Genomic DNA, 2,383 nt, shown 5'->3' on the forward strand with positions numbered 1-2,383 from the left:
CTGTGTAGTGCAAAATAAAAATACATAGTTTTGCAACGGAAAAGTACACAACGTTGCAATAATTTTTTAGGCATAAAAAAAGACTTGCCAGTCCAATCAAATAACTCTACTGTTATTGGTGTCTAATCAAAACACAGTGGAGGTTGAAAGGAATGCTGGCAATGTCTGAAGTTAATTGTATCAAACTTTTACGAAATCAAAAATCTAAATCAATTAATTCAATCGCAAATACCCTTGGTATTAATTGGAGAACTGCAAAAAAATACGCTGATCATGATGACATACCTCAAGAAACATATGTGAAAAAAAGAGGTATGATGTATGAAGAAAAATGGGGAGACATTGTCTCAGATTGGCTAATTGAAGACCAAAAATTGCATCGAAAGAACCGACGAACGAACAAAACAATTTATGAACAATTACAAGAGCTAGGCTTTACAGGTTCATACCGGACAGTGTGTCTTTTCATTCAAGATTGGAAAGAAGGCAAAATCAAAGAAGAGTCCACAAAAGATCGTGGCTACGAAAGACTTCAACACCCTCCGGGTGAGGCGCAAGTTGACTTTGGAACGATGGAAGCCGTTAAAGATGGAAAATATATTGATATCCATGGTTTATCTTTAAGCTTGCCTTATAGTAATGCAGCGTTTTGTGTTCCATTACCTGGAGAGAATCAAGAATGCTTTCTTTATGGTCTAAAAACAATTTTTCATCAAATGGGTGGTGTACCTAACTCCATACGGATTGATAATTTAAAAGCCGCCGTGATTCGTCCTAGAAGACGCAATGAAGAGGTACAATTTACGGATGAATTTTTGCGATTTGCGAACCACTACGGCTTTGAGATTCAGGATTGTAATCCTTATAGTGGTCATGAAAAAGGGCATGTTGAAAATAAAGTAGGTTATATTCGATATAACTTTGCGACCCCTTCACCAGTTATGGAATCATTTGAACAATTAACAAAAGAATTAAACGCACGATTAGTGGAAGATCGACAACGACTTCATTATGAAAAACAGATAAGAATAGAAGAATTATTTCAAGAAGAACAGAAATACTTATACAATCTACCGGATAATGATTATCCAATCTTTAAAGAAAAGTGGGTTCGAGCAAATAAATATGGCGAGGTAACAATCGATCAAGTTAAAATGCATATTCCAAAAAGCTATAATTTTGGTCAACTTCGATTAGTGTTATATTGGAATTCTTTTAAAGTGGTTTCTCCTAACGGAGAATTATTACATCATGACTATAGACCATATATGCAGAGTAAGAGAAATATCCCTTGGCAACCCATTTTAAGTTCGTGGTTAGATAAACCACGAGTCGTAACTTATTCGCGTTATAAACCATATTTACCTACACGTATCTACGAATATATTCGAATCGAAAACTTGGAATTGAGGAAAGAGCGTATCCAATGGCTTATTCGCTGTTTAACCCAATACGATATGAATCAAATCGACGAAAGGTTTTATGAATTGGTCGAGGAACAATCATTTACAACAGAAAATCATCCCTATGAAGTTAATTGGTCAATGTATGATCAATTACAGCAAATTAACAAGAGGGGTGAGTTAACATGAATGATATCAAAGATATGTGCAAATCATTACGATTGGCTTATGTAGCTGAAATCTATCATTCTATTCCATTTGAAAATAAGGATCAATATCTAAGAAATCTATTTGAGAAAGAGTTTGAGTTACGAGAAGAAGCGAAAGCAGACCGGTTATTAAAGAAAGCGAAGTTTTTATATTCAAAGGAGTTAGACACCTATCAATGGGGAGACCATGTGCACTTTCCACCCCATTTGGAAAAAGACGAACTTTTATCACTTCAATTTATCGATCGTTATGAGAACGTCATATTAACCGGAGCACCTGGAACCGGCAAAACACATTTAGCAACAGGACTCGGCAGACATGCCTGCCGTAAAGGATACGAGGTAAGGTTCTATCGAGTGTCTGACTTGGTCGATCAATTAGAGAAGACGTGGCAAGAGGGAAAATTACAATCCTTTAGAAATCGATTTAAGAAAGTAAATCTGATCATTTTAGATGAAATGGGATATATTCCATTTAGTAAGGATGGAGCTGAATTACTCTTTCAACTCATTTCAGACTGGTATGAACAGAAAAGCATGATTATCACTTCTAATTTGGAGTTTAGCCAATGGAACAGAATCTTTACAGATACAAGATTAACGGCAGCCTTGGTGGATCGTGTGATCCACCACGCACATGTATTAAGTTTTACAGGAGATAGTTTCAGAGTGAGAAACGCATTATCTAAGCGACCTTAAGAACTACTAACGGGCTGGCAATCTTATGTATTTTTCATTGCAGAATTATGTACTTTTTTATTGCAAAATACA

The 2,383-nt window shown here is 35.7% G+C and carries 2 protein-coding genes; both read left to right on the forward strand.

Annotated elements, in window-relative coordinates:
* Positions 1-152 precede the first annotated feature (152 nt).
* On the forward strand, positions 153-1,592 hold the full coding sequence (istA, locus tag KC820_RS12980) for an IS21 family transposase (RefSeq protein WP_212371686.1): 1,440 nt from the start codon (positions 153-155) through the stop codon (positions 1,590-1,592).
* Complete coding sequence (gene istB / locus KC820_RS12985; RefSeq protein ID WP_212371688.1) at positions 1,589-2,311, forward strand: IS21-like element helper ATPase IstB; 723 nt, start codon at positions 1,589-1,591, stop codon at positions 2,309-2,311. The genes istA and istB overlap by 4 nt, the downstream gene beginning before the upstream one ends.
* The last annotated feature ends 72 nt before the right edge of the window (positions 2,312-2,383 follow it).

The organism is Allobacillus saliphilus (assembly GCF_018138385.1).
Taxonomy (GTDB): domain Bacteria; phylum Bacillota; class Bacilli; order Bacillales; family Alkalibacillaceae; genus Allobacillus; species Allobacillus saliphilus.

Excerpts from the sequence above, each read along its gene's own strand:
- istA (WP_212371686.1), top strand. The coding sequence starts at position 153 with ATGCTGGCAATGTCTGAAGTTAATTGTATCAAACTTTTACGAAATCAA.
- istB (WP_212371688.1), top strand. The coding sequence starts at position 1,589 with ATGAATGATATCAAAGATATGTGCAAATCATTACGATTGGCTTATGTA.